This is a genomic window from Snodgrassella alvi, assembly GCF_002777855.1.
GTDB classification, from domain to species: domain Bacteria; phylum Pseudomonadota; class Gammaproteobacteria; order Burkholderiales; family Neisseriaceae; genus Snodgrassella; species Snodgrassella alvi_E.
In genome coordinates, this window is sequence record NZ_MEIK01000034.1 from 281870 (window position 1) to 299208 (window position 17339).

The following is a 17339-nucleotide window of genomic DNA, read 5'->3' on the forward strand; positions in this document are numbered from 1 at the left end:
TTGTCAGACCCCTTTAATCGCATAGAGAATCTGATTTCAGCCCTCACTGCTGTTTTCCAGTAAGGTAATTTTGGTGGCCCCAAGCTGCTTTAGGCTGTGTAGAGCTTCATGCCATGCTTGAGGTAGATTTTCGCAGTCTTTGTCCCATGCTTTTAAACCAAATTCCAAACGATATTGATGGATTTGTTCATCGTTAGGTAAATCTTCCCGAATAGTTGGCAGGCTAAACGTTTTGATACCTGGCCATTTTTGCTCAATCTGCTCCATCAAGGGGGCGATTCTGGATTCAGGTACACCGTCAACCAGCGCGGCTTTAGCCATGATCTGATGCTGAAAAAAATTCTTGCTGTAATAGGTATTCAGCACCCATTCAGCCATGGGGTGTGCCATTTTGGGAAAGCCGGGGAAAAAATAATGCTCTTTAATAGAAAAGCCGGCAATATTATTAAACGGATTGGGAATAAGCGCTGCCCCTTTTGGAAATTCAGCCATTTTGGCACGCTGTAAATGAGATGGACTATTAAGTGTGTCGCCTTGTCTGATTGAAATTGCTTCAATATTTTTCAGTGCTTGAGGATGAGCCTGCAAGGGTAGATTTAAAGCAAGCGCACAAGCTTGGCGGGTGTGATCATCTGGCGTTGCGCCAATACCGCCGGTTACAAATACGGGTAGTTTTTCTTCAAAAGACTGTTTCAATTGGCGAGTAATGATATCGCAGTCATCGGGCAGATACTGTGCCCATGCCATTTGAAGGCCGTGTTGCTTAAATAAATGTTTAAAAAATATAAAATGGCCGTCTTGTCTTGATCCATTCAGAATTTCATCGCCGATAATGATGATACCGATCTGCATGCTGGTTCTCCTGAGTTGTGTTTGTTTTTGCTGTATGGCTATATATTTCAATGATATAAAACGTGGCTATTGTTTTATGCTCAAATTTATTTTAATGTGCAGGTGTCGTGTTATTTTAGCAAGGATGTGATTATGAGTATCAAAAAATTGGCCATCACTGCCCTAGTTGCAGGTAGTCTTGCTGCCTGTGCCCACACATCTGACCGTAAGGTGAATATGCGTGCGGCGAATGCGCAGCTACTTAGTGCTTACGATTGGCAGCTGGCAGAAGCTACAGACCGGCACGGCCGACCTTTGGCTAGCCTTGCAGGCAATACCAATCTGAAACTGAATTTTAACGGTCAGCGGCTAAATGTTTCTGGTGGCTGTAATAATATCAGTTCGGTTTACCAACTGAACGGAGAAGATATGCACATTCAGGCGCCGGTAAGTACGATGAAAGCGTGTGCTCCCGATGTCATGGCGCAGGATGCAGCAGTTGTATCGTTTATGAACGGCCAGAAGTTACATGCTGGTTTATTGAATACTGAAGATAGTCAGAATGCTGAGCCAAAGCTATGGATTGAAAATCGCCGAGGTGAGCATTTGTTGTGGCGGGGTGTGCCTACTGCAACAGCACAGTATGGACAACCAACAGTGGTATTTTGGGAAATTAGCCCAGAAACTCAGGCTTGTCAGACGGCGCAGGGTGCTGCTCAATGCCTGAAAGTACGTGAAGTGACCTATAACGAGCAGGGTATCAAAGTAAAAAATGGTGTATGGCGTAATTTCGCTGGTACGATTGATGGTTGGCAGTTTAATCCGTCCGAAAATCAAGTTTTACGTTTGAACGTTTATGAAATTAAACCAGCCGATGCCTCTGCAGAAAGCCAATATGTTTATAAATTGGATCAGATTATTGAGCGCTCAGCTGTGAATACAACTAAACACAAACACAAACGTAAATAAGCTGTACGCGTTCGTGAATCTGAAAAAGGCAATGAAATTTCATTGCCTTTTATTATGCTGGTATTTCAGTGCGTTAGAAATTGAACTGAATTTATTGATTCAAGTAGATTTCTGGCTGACCTGCCGCATTATCAAGTATCAATGTCTGATTATTTTTATTTTGAATCAGTCTGCCACTGCGGCTAATGGATTTGCTGTGGCCATCTTTGCTGACTTGATTTTGATAAGTAAATTGATGGTTCGGTTCTAGACGGAAAGAAGTGGTTTCACTGTATTGATGACATTCAGGTTGTTTGCAATTCTTAAACAGTTTAACCTGATTTTCATCTTGTTGGATGGAGGCAGATAGGTTCTCAATTTCTTTTTCAATCTGTTGTTGCTGATGCAACATTTGGCTCATAATTCTTTCAGCATCATCATTAATATAACTCTCGTCTGTAGGCTGATGGCTTGCAGCTAGAGCAGTATTGGCCAGTGTAAATATTGTGGTGATCAAGAGGGCTGATTTCAATATTTGCATGTGATTTCTCTATTTTCTTGGTTGAGTGATTCAACGGTTCTATGAATACTGTGATTTGGAAAAAATATAGTGGTTTAAATCAATATTTAACTATTGAAAACTAGAAAATATCGCAATCAGTATAATTTCCATTATCATCTTTTTGGTTAGTACAAAGCAGCATGCCCTTTAAACTACTATAGACTACACTTTTTGTTTCCCCGCTATTAGCTGCCTTTGGGGTAGCAATTAGTGTATAGCTGCTAGGATTGTATATACCTGTTAAAGTAAAAAAAGTTTTACTTCGATTCTGCTCAAGTTTGTTGTAGCCGACAAATGTTTTGTTTTGGGAATAATACCTTTCCAGCATGTTTATATTGGATAAGATATCAGCGCGTGCATTTTCTGCTCTGGCTTTAAGAACAAAATTATGATAAGTGGGATAGCTGATGGCAGTCAGAATGGCAATAATAACGATGGTTATCATCATATCAATCATGGTGAAACCGTAATGGTGACGATGCATTGTATTCTCTTCCTTATTATGAATGCTGATTAATTGCTTATGATTTATCTGCTCTCGATACGGGCTTAATCAGGCTGCACCAGAACATAAGGTTTTACCACAACAGCCCACATCGACTGATTATTATCAAAAAATTGCTGTGCCATTATGTCGCTGACTTTGCTAATTTTACCTTCCTGAATCAAAAGTGCAATGGCAGCACTGTCGTCTGTTGCTATCTTATGTGCAATGGTAACTAAATCCAGCTCAGGTGCAATATAAATACAGTTGCCGCGGGCAAAATAGGGCTGGAGTTCATGCCAGCTGATACGGGCAGTCTCCAGATTAATTTTTTGTTCCAATGGTACTTCAGTATTCATACTTAAATCATCTGGTTTCATGTTTATCATATGTTTGCTAAAAAGGCATTTTGTTATAGATACCGGTAACAAAATGCCTGTTAAAACTACTTCAAAAATTATTGTAACGCAGGAGATGCAGGAGGAGTGCTTTGTATGCCCCATGATTCTGGATATTTATATCCGGCAAAGCGTTTAAACGCATATTGTTTAAACGCTGCTGAATTGTATGCAGCAGTAATGTCTTTTACCCATTGGGTATCTTTATCAGCCGTGCGAATTGCTGCCCAGTTGACATAGGTGTAGCCAGGTTCAAGGAATAATGCAGATGTGAACTTTAGTCCCGAGCTCGTGGCAAAATTGCCATTAATGACCGCAAAATCCACATCATGACGAGAACGAGGTAATTGGGCTGCTTCCAGCGCCACCAGCTTGATGTGCTTATTGTTACTGGCTATATCTGCCAGTGAGGCCTTCAACGGGTTAATATTGTTTTTTAGACTTATCCAGCCGAGCTTATCCAGCATCACCAATGCGCGGGCAAGATTAGAAGGATCGTTAGGAACAGAGACACTAGAACCACTTTTGACTGCACTCAGCTCATGTAGTTTGCCGCTGTAGATACCGAGCGGACCAGTTGGTACTTGAAACACGGGCATGATGGCCAGATGACGAGACTGGGCAAAATCATCCAGATAAGGTTTATGCTGAAATACATTGATGTCGATAGATTTATCTGCCAGAGCAAGATTGGGACGGACATAATCCGTAAACTCCAATAGCTGAACGTGGTAGCCTTGTTTTTCCAGTTCAGGCTTGACCTGATCGCGCACCATGTCAGCAAAATCGCCTACAGTGGTGCCGATGATAATTTCTTTTTTTGTTTGAACTGATGAAGCAGCGGAGTGCTGAGTTTTTTCGCCACCACAGGCTGAAAGGAACAGAAGGCTCAGGCAAACAAAGAGGGTGTTCAGAGTTATTTTCACACAATGTCTTTCTTTTAATTGTTAGTATGCAGAATGATTGTTTAGTGTCTTTTGTCAGACGCATCTGACTCTTGTTCTCATATGTAGGCATAGACACAAATAAATTGCGCTAGACTGCCCAGCATCACAAAAATATGCCAGATGCCATGTCCGTGGCGGATTTTTTCATCATTAATAAACCAGTATATGCCAATACTGTATGCCAATCCACCGCTAATAAGCCAGAAGAGGCCAGGAGCGGACATGTGGTGTATCAGTGGATAGATGGCAACAATAATTAGCCAGCCCATCAATAAATAGAGTATCAGGGATAGAATACGAGTTTCACTTTTACGCCCGATAGTCACTTCTTGAATGATACCAAATATTGCCAGTCCCCATGATATACCAAATAGGGACCAGCCCCAGCCGCCGTTGAGTGTGGTGAGTGTAAAAGGAGTATAACTACCGGCAATAAGCAAATATATGGCGCAGTGGTCAAATTTTTGTAGTACGGCTTTAGCGTGATGTGAGCGGATGGAATGATACAAAGTGGAGATACCATACAGAAATATCAGACTACCACCATATATGGCCGAGCTGACTATTCGATAAGCATCGCCATACAGTGCAGATTTTATCAGCAGAAAGACCGTTCCAATGATAGATAGTATAAAGCCGGTCAGGTGAGAGTAAGCGTTAAAACGTTCGCCATAATACATTTTGAAATAACTTGGCAATTAATTAAGAGTCTATCGTTTCACTACCTGCGTCAGGGTGCAAGTGTTTTTTCGTTTATTATTTGCTATGGGGTGGTGTTTAGGTACTGAATGATGGCTGTTCAACTGCTAGTAAGCACAGTAAAATAGATAATTTTGCAGACTATCAGAAATTTCCTTTCATGCTGACTTTCCAAGAAATAATTTTTACATTACAGAACTACTGGGCCCGTCATGGCTGCGTGGTATTGCAGCCGCTGGATATGGAAGTAGGTGCGGGTACCAGCCATCCGGCCACCTGTCTGCGCGCGCTGGGGCCTGAGCCGTGGTTTGCTGCCTATGTTCAACCCTCCCGCCGGCCTAAAGACGGACGCTATGGTGAAAATCCTAATCGTCTGCAGCATTATTATCAGTTTCAAGTAGCGTTAAAGCCGGCTCCAGATAATATTCAGGAATTGTATTTGGCTTCCTTGCAGGAGCTGGGAATAGACCCACGTCAGCATGATATCCGTTTTGTGGAAGATGACTGGGAAAATCCAACGCTTGGTGCATGGGGATTAGGCTGGGAAGTTTGGCTTAACGGCATGGAAGTCACTCAGTTCACTTATTTTCAGCAAGTGGGAGGCATGGATTGCTCGCCAGTGCTCGGTGAAATTACTTATGGTGTTGAACGGCTGGCAATGTATTTACAAGGTGTAGACAATGTTTACGATCTGGTCTGGGCGAAAACTCTAGACGGACAGATTGTGACCTACGGTGATGTCTACCATCAGAATGAGGTTGAACAGTCTACCTACAACTTTGAATACAGTAATGCTGATTGGCTTCTGACACAGTTTAATGATTATGAAGCTGAAGCCAAGCGTCTGTTGGCTGTTGAAGATATTAGTCTAGCACTACCTGCTTATGAACTGGTGCTGAAAGCAGGACACACATTTAATCTGCTTGATGCGCGTGGTGCAATTTCGGTGACCGAACGTGCCACCTATATTGGCCGTGTGCGTGCATTAAGTCGTGCGGTGGCGCATAAATATGTGGAAAGCCGTGAAAAACTTGGTTTCCCTTTACTGAACAAAAAATCTACCGGCCACACAGCCTGATTCGAATGAAAGTACTATTTGCATGAATGCTCCTTTATTAATTGAACTGCGTACTGAAGAACTGCCACCTAAGGCGCTGAATAATTTGGGCGAGAGTCTTGCTGCCGGTGTTGTGGACGGACTGGAAAAAGCACAGCTCATAGATGGTGTGGCTGATTATCAGGTCTTTGCTGCACCAAGACGTTTAGGCGTACTGGTTCAGAATGTAAAAGCAGTACAGGCAGACCAGCGCATTATCAAAAAAGGGCCTAGTGTGGCAGCCGGTATGAAGGATGGTGAGCCCACTAAAGCCTTGCAGGGATTTGCACGCAGCAATCAGATTGAAATTAGTCAGCTTACACAGATAAATGATGGCAAACAGATGGTGTATGCGTATGAATATACGCAGGCAGGCCAGCCTTTGAGTGCTCTCTTAAGCGAAATTCTCAATCAGGCTATTAAAAAATTGCCTATTCCCAAGGTTATGCACTGGGGAAGTAGTACGTTTACTTTTGTACGGCCGGTGCATGGACTGATTATGTTGCATGGTAGTGAAATCGTTGCTGGTAGTGTGTTGGGGCTGAGTAGCCAAAATTGGACTTTAGGTCATCGCTTCCTGAGCGAAGGCAGAATTATTATTCAGCATGCTGAAGATTATGCACAGCAAATGCTGGAACAAGGTAAAGTAGTGGTTTGTTTTGCCGAGCGTCGTGCTCGTATTGAGCAAGATTTAAGCACTGCGGCCGAATCGCTGCACGCACGTGTGGCTTATGCAGATGGTCTGTTGGATGAAGTAACTGCGCTGGTAGAATGGCCGGTGGTACTACAGGCAAGTTTCGATGAGCGTTTTTTACAGGTACCACAAGAGTGCCTGATTCTGACCATGCAGCAGAATCAAAAATATTTTCCACTACTGAGCGGTGACGGTAAGCTGATTAACCGCTTCTTGCTAGTGTCTAATTTACAGACTGAAAATCCAGTACACATTATTCATGGTAATGAACGAGTATTGCGTGCTCGTCTAGCCGATGCAGAATTCTTTTACCGTCAGGATCAGAAATTTACGTTGGCCAGCCGTCTACCTCGTTTACAAAATGTGGTTTACCACAATAAGCTGGGTAGTCAGGCTGAAAGAGTGCAGCGAATTATTCAGCTAGCTAAAACAATTGCTCCGTTGTTAAATGCAGATGTTAATCTGGCTGGACGTGCCGCAGAACTAGCTAAAGCTGATCTACTGACTGATATGGTAGGAGAGTTCCCTGAATTACAAGGCACAATGGGCAAATATTATGCGTTGCATGATGGTGAAAATCCTAATGTTGCTGTCGCAATAGAACAACATTACTGGCCACGTTTTGCCAATGATGTTTTGCCGGATAATGTGTTGGGAACGGTAGTGGCACTGGCTGACAAACTTGAAACCTTGCTGGGTATTTGGGGTATCGGCCTTATTCCTACTGGTGATAAAGACCCATATGCCTTACGTCGTAGTGCTCTGGGTATTTTGCGCATGCTCATGCAGCATCATTTGGCGCTGCTGCCATTACTAGAAGCTGCGTTTGCTACTTTCCCTGCCGGTAAACTAGCGGAAAATACTGTAGCAGAAGTGGCCGGATTTATGCAGGCTCGACTGGACATTCTGTTGCAGAATAATTATGAGCAGGATGTGGTTGCAGCTGTACTGGCAGGACAAGTGGATGATTTGGGTGAATTAGATGCGCGTTTAGACGCTGTTACCCAGTTTAAGCAGCTTGAGGAAGCAACAGCGCTGATCGCTGCGAATAAACGTGTACATAATCTGCTGAAAAAAACGGATGTATCAGCTTTGCCAGCTGTTGATTCTTCAAAATTGCAAGAAGAGGATGAGCTGAATCTGTACCATGCTACTGAAGAAGTTGCTGTGCGCATTCAGGCAGCTATGAGAAAACAAGACTTTATTCAGGCACTGTCCGAACTCACCGGAATTAAAAAAAAGGTGGACGTATTCTTTACTAATGTAATGGTAATGGATGAAAATGAGGCAATCAGAAATAATCGTCTGGCTTTATTACTGTTTTTGTCTCACCAGATGAATGCTGTGGCTGATATTGCGCTTTTAAATGAGTAGTACCGCCTTAACCCGTTCCCTTAATAGATGAAAGCTGAATTATGATATTAGATAATGTGGTGTTTCATACTGAAGAAGATTATCCGCCGGCATTGGCTCTGGCCAATGCGGCCACACACATGGGATATTATTGGTCTTGGATTGTGCGACGTGGTCTGTACAATCCAGAATGGGATGAAGCAGCAGAAGAAGACATGGGCGCTTTAAAGGCACAGGCGATAAGTGGTGCTGAATTTGTACTAAATAATATGGCTGGCTGTCTGGAAGACAGTGATTTTAACGAAGAAGGATGCCGCTTTTCTCTGTATTACTATGATGATGAAGAGGAAGGGTATGGTCGTTTTATGGAAGATTATGTCCAAACACTGAATACGCCTGCGCTGGAAAGCTTTTATCATGTTGAAATTTCCGATGAAAATCAGGCTTTACTGGATGGGGTATTTGATAGTGCCCTGATGCAGTGGAGGCAAAGTCTGAAACCTGCGCAGTAAGGATATTTATGATATTGAGTGGAAAAGGCAAACTAATTATTCTTGATCGAGATGGGGTGCTCAATGCAATGCAGCCGCAGCCTATTAGTGATCCAGATCAATGGCATCCTCTGCCCGGCAGCATGGATGCGGTGGCCTTTCTAACTCAAAGCGGATACACGGTAGTGGTAGCAGAAAATATGTCGGGTATCGGGCGCAATCAAGTCACGATGGAACAACTGAATGAAGTGCATGGAAAAATGCACAATTATATTCAGAAAGCTGGTGGTCGGCTAAGTGGTGTGTGGTTTTGTCCGCACACCAGCAATGCAAAATGCCATTGCCGCAAACCTCAGCCGGGTTTATTGCTGGATATACTCGACCGGTTACATATGAGAGCAGAGGATACATGGCTAGTCGGTGATGGTATTCGTGATATGGAAGCAATAGCAGCCATCGGAGGCCATCCAATACTGGTGTTAACGGGGAAAGGCAAAGAAACGCTAAAAATGGAAACTTTGCCTGAAGATACGCAGGTGTATGACGATTTGCTTGATTTTGCTAAATTCTGTCGTACACAGGCTGAAAAATCAGCCGAGGAATAATTTAACATGCTGTTGTTACGTAATTTAATTTACTGGTTTTGTTTGTGTGTATTCTCGCTAGTTTGGCTGATGGTGGTGATTGTTTCCATGCTTGTCCCTAAAGGCGTGACATGGACGACAACTGCATGGGGTAAAACTCTGTTCTGGATGCTGGAACATATTATTGGCCTTAAATATGAAGTAATTGGCCGGGAAAATATTCCGCAGGAACCGGGTATTGTATGTTGTAAACATCAATCGGGCTGGGAAACGCTGGCTATGTTGTATTTTTTCCCAGATCTGGCTTTTGTGGCAAAACGTGAGCTTTTTCGGATTCCGGTATTTGGCTGGGCGTTGAAATGGCGTGGTACTATCGGGATAGACCGTAATAATCCCAAAGCAGCAAATGCGCAGATAATTAGTCAGGGCAAAATTTGCCATCAGAAAGGCATGTGGATTTGCATTTTTCCTGAGGGTACCCGTATTAAACCGGGCTATCGCGGTCATTATAAAAAAGGCGCTGCGCGCATGGCACAGGAGCTACATCTTAATTTGATACCAGTAGCCTTAAACAGTGGTGAATTCTGGCCTAAGGACTCTTTTTTGAAGTATCCAGGTAAAGTGACCGTAGTGATTGGTGCGCCAATACACTATGAACAGGCACATAATCCTGAAGAGCTAATTAAGCATTGTGAGCAGTGGATAGAAGACAAACAGATAGAAATTCAGGGTGTGGGACCTTTTGCACCGAAAAATCCTCAAGTACCCACGCCTGTCTTACCTCACTAATCAATTTAATTAGGCCAAATAATAGATTGAAAATCAATTCATTAATTACGATTTATTGTTTTTTAATTGGCCAACTTATTGTTGCTTAGTTGTCTGTAATCAAAATCTGGTTTCTACATGGCTGTTTAAAGAAGAGATAGTTGATTTTTCATAAATGCTTTGATTAAGCGATGGCTAGGTCGTGCATACATTGATAAATCTGTTACGTTTATTCGCGTTTGCCGATCAGAATTCTGCTTGAGCATAAATATGTCTGTGATTATTCACACTACTCAAGATGGTTGTACTATCAAGTTTCACTTGCGGCGGACGGCGCGGAAAAATATCATTGTACGCGTCGCTTCGGCTTCTATGCTGACTGTCAATATACCGCCTTTTGTCTCCCTGAAACAATTGCAGCAATGGTTTGGTGCCAATGAAGCGGCACTTAAGCGGTTGTGGCAGCAGTCGAAAACTATTAAAACAGAGTTACCGAACACTATCTGGTATCGTGGGCAACGCTTCTCTTATACCTTTGCTAAAGGGCTCTCGGCTGTTCAATGGTATCAGCAACAGGGCTTTTTGTTACCAGAGACATCTGAAGCATCCGCGCTTGATATCCTGCAAACGTGGCTAAGGCAGTGTGCTCAGACTGAGCTAATATCGCGTTTACAGTATTGGGCACTCGTGATGCAGCAACAACCCGCCTCCATGGCGTTAACTCAAGCACGTACATTTTGGGGTGTATGCCGCAGGCGTACCGGTATCCGTCTAAATTGGCGTTTGATTGGTGCTCCGGCGTTTGTCGTTGATTATGTTTGTATTCATGAATTATGTCATCTGCGCTATGCGAATCATGGTAGGGACTTTTGGGCAATGGTGGCCAAATACACAGCAAAGACGCATGATGCGCGTTTATGGTTGAAACAGCATGGTTCTGAATTGTTTGCACTGGATAATGTGCGTTAAAATTTGGCAAACAGCGCAATTGTAGTAAGCTGTAATTGCGCTGAATGATTTACAAGTAAATCTAAATGAGTGTGTTAAAACGCTGGTGTCAGATATGAATACATTCTGTTTCAGCTGGCATCTACAGCGAGTTGTTTCATAATATTCTTGATTATTTGCACTCGTTGTTGCACGTCTTCTATGCTGATATTCACTCTGAGCTTGTCTGCACCGACAAGGCGGTAATTCTTATCATTTTGCATCATGGCAACGATGGTAGCCGGATTAATACGGTGATGCTTGCCAAATGTGAACGTTATGCTTTCGCTGCTGGCATCTATGGTATCTATACCCAGATTTGCTGCTTCGAGGCGCAGATGGTGGCTGGCAATCAGTGTGGATACTGCCGGCTCAAGCAAGCCAAAACGGTCAATCAATTCTTCGTGAATCTGGTCGATTTCAGCTTCGGTTTCACTGCTGGCCAGCCGTTTGTACAAAACGAGGCGTGCATGGATGTCTGGACAGTAGCTTTCAGGCAACAAAGCTGGACTGTGTAGTTTAATGTCGCTGGTAATGCCTAGTGGCGCATCTAAATCTGGTTCGCGGCCTTTTTTCAAATTGCGTACCGCTTGTTTTAACATTTCAGTGTAGAGGGTGAAACCTACTTGAATCATTTCACCAGACTGACCTTCACCGAGAATTTCACCAGCACCGCGAATTTCCAGGTCTTGCATCGCTAGAGTGAAACCGGCACCTAAATCATCAGCCATTTCAATTGCTTCCAGCCGTTTCTGAGCATCTTTAGTCATGGCTTCGGGCACAAGTAAATAAGCATAGGCCTGATGGTGCGAACGACCTACACGGCCGCGCAGCTGATGTAGCTGTGCCAGGCCGAATTTATCTGCACGCTCAATGATAATGGTATTGGCATTAGGGATGTCTATGCCGGTTTCGATAATGGTTGAACATAGCAGAACGTTATAGCGCTGTTGTAGAAAGTCACGCATTACTTGTTCCAGCTCGCGCTCTCGTAGCTGTCCGTGTGCAATGCCAATGCGTGCTTCTGGCAATAAACTACTTAGTTTTTCATAAGCATTAGCGATGGTGTCTACTTCATTGTGCAGAAAAAAAACTTGGCCACCACGTTTCAGTTCGCGCATCACTGCCTCACGTATCAGGCCATCGCTGAGCGGACGGACAAAGGTTTTAACGGCTAAACGGCGGCTGGGTGCGGTGGTTATCAGGGAAAAATCACGTAGACCCTCTAAAGCCATGCTCAAGGTGCGTGGAATCGGTGTGGCGGTAAGAGTCAGTACGTCAACATTGGCGCGAAGGCTTTTTAGTTGTTCTTTCTGACGAACGCCAAATCGATGTTCTTCATCGATGATGACCAGACCAAGATTTTTGAAATGGACATCCGGCTGAACCAGTTTATGTGTGCCGATAACAATGTCAACAGTGCCATTTGCTAGTCCAGCAAGCGTGGCTTGAGTCTGTTTGCTGGTATTAAAACGTGAAAGTTGAGCAACTTTAATGGGAAAATCTGCAAAGCGGTCGGCAAAATTCTGGGCATGCTGCTCAACCAGCAAAGTAGTTGGTGCCAGTACCACGACTTGTTTGCCAGCCATAGCGGCTACAAAGGCTGCCCGTAAGGCAACTTCCGTTTTACCAAAGCCTACATCGCCGCAAATAAGCCGATCCATCGGTTTTTCCGCGCATAAATCTTTAAGTGTGGCGGCAATAGCGGCCGCCTGATCTTCAGTTTCTTCATAGCCGAAGCCGTTGGCGAAGGCCTGATAATCTATTTCGTTTAGGCTGAAGCGATGGCCTTGCTGTGCTTCACGCCGTGCATAGAGGTTTAAGAGTTCGGCAGCGGTATCTCTGGCTTTTTCAGCAGCTTTATGTCGTGCCTTATCCCATGCACCATGTCCGAGTTTGTGCAGGCTAACATTTTCATGTGCGCTACCGGCATAGCGGGAAATCAGTTGCAGCTGGCTGACTGGTACGTATAGCTGTGAACCTTCGGCATACTCCAGCAACATCATTTCACTGGCACCTTCACCCAGATCAAGTGTTACCAGACCTTGATAGCGACCAATGCCATGCTGTTCGTGTACAACTGGGTCGCCAATTTTGATTTCTGCCAGATCACGCAGCATACCGTCGGAAACGGCGCTGTGTTTGCGGCGGGTGCGGCGGCCACGTACTACATATTGGTATAAGTCGGCTTCGGTGATGATGGCCAATTTTTGTTCGTCCAACAGACAGCCATAGCTTAATGGTGCAATGGTCAAACACAACTCAGCCTTAGCTTGAAGAAAATCTGCCCAGCCGCTGACAATATGTGGCTGCAATTGATACTCACGCATGAAATTAAGCATGGTTTCACGTCGGCCAAGGCTTTCAGCACAGATTAATACTTTACCAGACCACTGCTGCAAAAAAGCTTTCAGAGAGTGCAGAGGATCGTCAGACTGCCTATCGACGGCAACACCAGGCAAGGTGTAGCTATTATGGTTGCTTAGTTCCGGTACTACACGCGCATATGCTTTGATGCGTGCCCCAATCTGGTCTTCACTCATATATAAATAATGCGGAGCCAGCGGTGGATAGGCTGGGTCGCCTTGTGCCATGGTATAGCGCTGTTTAACATCCTGCCAGATACGTGCCGCTTCGTTGTGTATATCTCCTAGATTGACCAGAATAGCATCCTCATTGATGTAGTCAAAAATGCTGACACATTCTTCTTCAAAGAATAGAGGCAGATAATATTCCACTCCGGCACCGAAGTGGCCTTCGGATACAGCTGCATAGACTGTTGCTTTACGGGGATCACTGCTGATTTCTTCACGAAAACGGCTACGAAAAATTTTTTGGGCATCGCTGTCGGTGGGGAATTCATGTGCAGGCAGCAGGCGGATTTCTTCAACACTATTCAGGGTGCGCTGAGTATCGGCGTCGAATGTTTTAATGGTGTCGATTTCATTATCAAATAAATCGAGACGGAATGGGGTGTCACTACCCATCGGGAATATATCCAGTATCCCACCACGGGTGGCGAATTCACCGGTGGCTACGACATGGGTAACATGGTTGTAGCCTGCTTCTATCAGGCTGTGTTTGAGTGCATCAGTGTCCAATTGCTGGCCGGTCTTGAGCCAGAATGTACGACCCAGCAAAAATGAAGGCGGGGCGATTTTTTGCATTGCTGTGGCTAGAGGCAACAGTAAAACATCAACCAGTCCGTTTTTTAATTGCCATAATGTGCTAAGGCGTTCGGATACCAACTCCTGATGGGGAGAAAAATGTTCATATGGTAAGGTTTCCCAGTCAGGAAAAAATACAATACGCGCAGCTGGGTTGAAAAACTGCCATGCTGTCTGAATACGAATAGCCTGCTCGGCATCCGCTGTGAGCACAATTTTTAGTTTTTTTTCAGGCAAATGCTTGCTGAGAAGAAATGGCAGACTACCAGCATTTAAATCTGGCCAGTGTACGATCTGACTGCTTTTAGGTAACGCAAAAGGGGCAACAGCGGACATAGTTTCTGTTTTATAGGTAATAATTAATTAGATTTTCAATAGTTATGGGCAAGCTATGATAAGACAAGCCTGCGCAGACCAGTAATCATAGCTGCATACATGAGAATGGATAAAGTTTTAAAAAGTAAAGGCTATGTATTCTATTACAAATACAGTAGCCTTTGCTCTTGGTGGTTTGTTAAATATTTAGTTAATATAAATAATACAGATACATCACGGCGATGGTAATCAGAATAGCAAATGCGCAGCCAATTTTGGCAACAACGCCGAGAACAAGGCCAATTAAGGTGGCGAATCCTACTTTTCCAGCGGCCACCAAATTACGTCTAGCAATGAATTCACCGATTGCTGCTCCGATTAACGGGCCTAATATCATACCTGGAAGGGCAAAGAACATACCGATAATAGCACCGATAAAAGCCCCCCAGATGGCTTTTCTGCTGGCACCACTATGCTTGGCTCCGAGTACGCCAGCCATGTAATCCATACCACATCCTAAGGCGGTGAGAATTGCCAACGTAATCAGTGTGCCTGTACCCATAATCTGATAATCGCTGCTTAGAGCCAATAGCCATGCGCCGCCAAACATAAGTGGCAATCCGGGTAGGGCGGGCATAAATGTACCTAACAGCCCGATAAGTAATAAAACAATAGCCAATATCACCAAAACTGAGGTCATGGCAGATAAGTCCTCGCGAAAAAAGGGAGAATATTTGTAGATTGGGGATGCTGCTGTCACACTCAAGAGTAAATTATGTTGTGAAGGTAAAAGTTATGTAATCGGTTAGGACTAACCAATAATTGTAGCAGTTGGAAATGGTATTTGTATATTGATGTCTGTTCCGGACGCAGTGGCCATTGGTAAAGTATGCATATATGAAAACTTTATGATTCTCTTCTTAAACTTATTTTGCTGTTGAAGCTGTGATCAGCAATCAGCGATGAAGGTGAATCCCATATAATGGTATGCGAACGTTTTTATATTGTGTAAATGCTGAAACAGGCAGCCATTTTGTGGCTGCCTGTTGTGCTGGAAAGGTCGGAATCAATCCAATTTTTTAAAGTGTTTGCGCCGTTCCTGCTCGCTTAGATAACGTTTACGCAGGCGAATGGTCTGAGGAGTGATTTCTACTAGTTCATCATCATCAATAAATTCTACTGCTGCTTCCAAAGACATTAAAACCGGCGGAGTAAGGCGTACAGCTTCATCGGTACCGGAGGCACGGACATTGGTCAGTTTTTTGCCTTTCAGCGGGTTGACTACTAGGTCGTTGTCACGGCTATGGATGCCAATAATCATGCCTTCGTAAATTTTCTCGCCCGGATTGATAAACATGCGGCCGCGGTCTTCAAGATTCCACAGTGCGTAGGCAACAGCGTCACCTTGTTCTTGTGAAACCAGTACGCCATTACGACGGCCGGGAATTTCTGCTTTCACCGGTGCGTAGTTATCAAACACATGGCTCATCAGTCCCTGACCACGAGTCATGGTCATGAATTCGCCCTGAAAACCAATCAGGCCGCGAGCTGGAATACGGTATTCTAGGCGAGTGCGTCCTTTACCATCACTTTCCATATTGGTAAGTTCACCACGGCGGCGGCCCAACTCTTCCATGACAGCACCCTGAGTGTTGTCTTCAACATCGACAGTCAGATTTTCGTAGGGTTCGCATTTTACGCCGTCGATTTCGCGGAATACCACGCGTGGTTTGCCCACGGCTAGCTCATAACCTTCGCGGCGCATGTTTTCAATCAGAATGGTTAGATGCAGTTCGCCACGGCCGGAAACGCGGAAAACATCGGCGTCGGCGGTGTCTTCCACCCGCAGAGCAACGTTAGTCAGCAGTTCTTTTTGCAAACGTTCGCGAATCTGGCGGCTGGTAACGAATTTGCCTTCTGTACCGGCCAGAGGGCTGGTGTTTACCATAAAGTCCATGGTAAGAGTAGGTTCGTCCACGCTGAGCATTGGTAAGCCTTGTGGCTGTTCGCGATCTGCGATGGTGACGCCGATACCAATATCTTCTAATCCGGAAATGGTGACGATATCACCAGCTTCTGCTTCCTGTAGTGGAATGCGCTCTAGACCTTTAAAGCCAAGTAGCTGATTGATTCTTCCCTGACCAATCTGCTGGTCTTCATTCATAATAGCCACTACCTGACCGGGTTTTATGCGTCCGTTCAGAATGCGGCCAATACCGAGACGGCCGGTGTAATTGTCATAATCCAGCTGGGAAATCTGCAATTGCAAAGGTTTGTCGGCATCGCCGGCCGGTTCAGGTGTATATTTGAGAATGGTCTCAAACAGCGGACGCATGTCGTTGGATTCGTCTTCTTCATTCAGTTTAGCAAAGCCAGTCAAACCGGAAGCATAAACAATGGGGAAATCGAGCTGTTCGTCTGTGGCACCCAGTTTGTCAAAAAGTTCGAATGTCTGGTCGATTACCCAGTTTGGACGTGCACTAGGCTTATCAATTTTGTTGATAACCACAATCGGTTTCAATCCCAGTGCCAGTGCTTTTTTGGTAACAAAGCGGGTTTGCGGCATTGGGCCTTCCTGTGCGTCAACCAATAGTAGTACGCAGTCTACCATGCCCAGTACGCGTTCTACTTCGCCGCCGAAATCAGCGTGCCCAGGGGTATCGACGATATTAATGTGATAGCCTTCATATTCGATGGCTGTATTTTTAGCCAGAATGGTAATGCCACGCTCTTTTTCTAGATCGTTGCTGTCCATTACCCGCTCGTCTACTTGCTGGTTGGCACGAAATGTACCAGACTGGCGTAGTAACTGGTCTACCAGTGTGGTTTTGCCGTGGTCGACGTGTGCGATAATGGCAATATTGCGAATTTTTTTACTCATGGGGGTGTGTAACCTAGTTGTATTTGCTATTCAGAGGTAAATTAACCTTGAATTATAACATTTACTCTGCTTTTCGTGGAATTTTTAGCAAAATCAGGCTGTCTGCTAATCTTAATCGCGCGGATTTGTTTCGA

General features: G+C 44.5%; 16 protein-coding genes. 7 read left to right on the forward strand and 9 right to left on the reverse strand.

The window, feature by feature from the left end; all coding sequences use genetic code 11:
- Positions 1–36: 36 nt before the first annotated feature.
- Positions 37–852 (reverse strand): competence/damage-inducible protein A, encoded by an 816-nt coding sequence (locus tag BHC43_RS07055; RefSeq protein ID WP_100156923.1) that lies wholly within the window; start codon positions 850–852, stop codon positions 37–39.
- Between the two features lie 132 nt (positions 853–984).
- Here BHC43_RS07055 and BHC43_RS07060 point away from each other — a divergent pair, with 132 nt between their 5' ends.
- Positions 985–1800, forward strand: coding sequence for an META domain-containing protein (locus BHC43_RS07060; protein WP_100152476.1), 816 nt, complete (start codon positions 985–987; stop codon positions 1798–1800).
- A 91-nt stretch (positions 1801–1891) separates the two neighbouring features.
- Here BHC43_RS07060 and BHC43_RS07065 read toward each other — a convergent pair whose 3' ends face one another.
- From BHC43_RS07065 to trhA, 5 genes are all read right to left on the reverse strand, one after another.
- Positions 1892–2320 (reverse strand): hypothetical protein, encoded by a 429-nt coding sequence (locus BHC43_RS07065; RefSeq protein ID WP_100156924.1) that lies wholly within the window; start codon positions 2318–2320, stop codon positions 1892–1894.
- Between the two features lie 100 nt (positions 2321–2420).
- Positions 2421–2825 carry a type IV pilin protein gene (locus BHC43_RS07070; protein ID WP_100140096.1) on the reverse strand — a complete coding sequence of 135 codons (405 nt, stop codon included), beginning with the start codon at positions 2823–2825 and terminating at the stop codon, positions 2421–2423.
- A gap of 65 nt (positions 2826–2890) precedes the next feature.
- The gene (locus BHC43_RS07075; protein WP_257377998.1) at positions 2891–3205 is read right to left on the reverse strand and encodes a DUF2288 domain-containing protein; all 315 of its coding nucleotides are present in this window, start codon (positions 3203–3205) and stop codon (positions 2891–2893) included.
- Positions 3206–3282: 77 nt separating this feature from the next.
- Complete coding sequence (locus BHC43_RS07080; protein WP_100156925.1) at positions 3283–4149, reverse strand: MetQ/NlpA family ABC transporter substrate-binding protein; 867 nt, start codon at positions 4147–4149, stop codon at positions 3283–3285.
- A gap of 77 nt (positions 4150–4226) precedes the next feature.
- Positions 4227–4850: a PAQR family membrane homeostasis protein TrhA gene (gene trhA / locus BHC43_RS07085; protein ID WP_100140098.1), complete on the reverse strand. Its 624-nt coding sequence runs from the start codon at positions 4848–4850 to the stop codon at positions 4227–4229.
- 179 nt (positions 4851–5029) lie between these two features.
- Here trhA and glyQ point away from each other — a divergent pair, with 179 nt between their 5' ends.
- The 6 genes from glyQ (at position 5030) to BHC43_RS07115 (ending at position 10824) form a co-directional block, all read left to right on the forward strand.
- Positions 5030–5947 carry a glycine--tRNA ligase subunit alpha gene (gene glyQ / locus BHC43_RS07090; protein WP_100152480.1) on the forward strand — a complete coding sequence of 306 codons (918 nt, stop codon included), beginning with the start codon at positions 5030–5032 and terminating at the stop codon, positions 5945–5947.
- A gap of 22 nt (positions 5948–5969) precedes the next feature.
- Entirely contained in the window at positions 5970–8033 is a 2064-nt protein-coding gene (gene glyS, locus BHC43_RS07095; protein ID WP_100156926.1) for a glycine--tRNA ligase subunit beta, read from the forward strand.
- A gap of 41 nt (positions 8034–8074) precedes the next feature.
- Positions 8075–8524: a DUF7832 domain-containing protein gene (locus tag BHC43_RS07100; protein WP_257377999.1), complete on the forward strand. Its 450-nt coding sequence runs from the start codon at positions 8075–8077 to the stop codon at positions 8522–8524.
- A gap of 8 nt (positions 8525–8532) precedes the next feature.
- Positions 8533–9108, forward strand: coding sequence for a D-glycero-beta-D-manno-heptose 1,7-bisphosphate 7-phosphatase (gmhB, locus tag BHC43_RS07105; RefSeq protein WP_100140101.1), 576 nt, complete (start codon positions 8533–8535; stop codon positions 9106–9108).
- Positions 9109–9114: 6 nt separating this feature from the next.
- Positions 9115–9876: a lysophospholipid acyltransferase family protein gene (locus tag BHC43_RS07110; protein ID WP_100140102.1), complete on the forward strand. Its 762-nt coding sequence runs from the start codon at positions 9115–9117 to the stop codon at positions 9874–9876.
- Between the two features lie 249 nt (positions 9877–10125).
- Complete coding sequence (locus tag BHC43_RS07115) at positions 10126–10824, forward strand: M48 family metallopeptidase (RefSeq protein WP_100156927.1); 699 nt, start codon at positions 10126–10128, stop codon at positions 10822–10824.
- A gap of 110 nt (positions 10825–10934) precedes the next feature.
- On the opposite strand, the gene mfd is transcribed toward BHC43_RS07115, so the two are convergent.
- The 3 genes from mfd to typA all read right to left on the reverse strand — a co-directional run bounded on the left by mfd (position 10935) and on the right by typA (position 17205).
- Complete coding sequence (mfd, locus tag BHC43_RS07120) at positions 10935–14345, reverse strand: transcription-repair coupling factor (RefSeq protein ID WP_100156928.1); 3411 nt, start codon at positions 14343–14345, stop codon at positions 10935–10937.
- Positions 14346–14535: 190 nt separating this feature from the next.
- On the reverse strand, positions 14536–15024 hold the full coding sequence (locus tag BHC43_RS07125; RefSeq protein ID WP_100140105.1) for a DUF456 domain-containing protein: 489 nt from the start codon (positions 15022–15024) through the stop codon (positions 14536–14538).
- Positions 15025–15390: 366 nt separating this feature from the next.
- Complete coding sequence (gene typA, locus BHC43_RS07130; RefSeq protein ID WP_100140106.1) at positions 15391–17205, reverse strand: translational GTPase TypA; 1815 nt, start codon at positions 17203–17205, stop codon at positions 15391–15393.
- Between the last annotated feature and the right edge of the window lie 134 nt (positions 17206–17339).